At 51.3% G+C, this 690-nt stretch carries 1 rRNA gene; it reads left to right on the forward strand.

The window, feature by feature from the left end:
• Positions 1-21: 21 nt before the first annotated feature.
• Positions 22-690, forward strand: a 23S ribosomal RNA gene (locus A8L45_RS23370); the annotation flags it as partial.

The raw sequence follows: 690 nt of genomic DNA on the forward strand, positions 1-690 counted from the left end.
CAAGACCTCTTGGGGTTGTATGGTTAAGTGACTAAGCGTACACGGTGGATGCCTTGGCAGTCAGAGGCGATGAAGGACGTGCTAACCTGCGATAAGCCATGAGAAGACGGTAAGAGTCACTATACTCATGGATCTCCGAATGGGGAAACCCACTTACACAAGTAAGTATCGTCACGTGAATACATAGCGTGGCGAGGCGAACTCGGGGAACTGAAACATCTAAGTACCCGAAGGAAAAGAAATCAACTGAGATTCCGGCAGTAGCGGCGAGCGACCCCGGATTAGCCCTTAAGCTTTTTATGCGTCAGTGGAATCTTCTGGAAAGGAGAGCGATACAGGGTGACAGCCCCGTACACGACGGCGTATTTAAGGTGAAATCGAGTAGGACGGGACACGTGATATCCTGTCTGAACATGGGGGGACCATCCTCCAAGGCTAAATACTCCTGACTGACCGATAGTGAACCAGTACCGTGAGGGAAAGGCGAAAAGAACCCCTGTGAGGGGAGTGAAACAGAACCTGAAACCGTGTACGTACAAGCAGTGGGAGCCTCCTTGTGGGGTGACTGCGTACCTTTTGTATAATGGGTCAGCGACTTACGTTATGTAGCAAGGTTAACCGCATAGGGGAGCCGTAGGGAAACCGAGTCTTAACTGGGCGCACAGTTGCATGACGTAGACCCGAAACCGA

It is taken from the genome of Veronia pacifica (assembly GCF_001707825.1).
Classification (GTDB): domain Bacteria; phylum Pseudomonadota; class Gammaproteobacteria; order Enterobacterales; family Vibrionaceae; genus Veronia; species Veronia pacifica.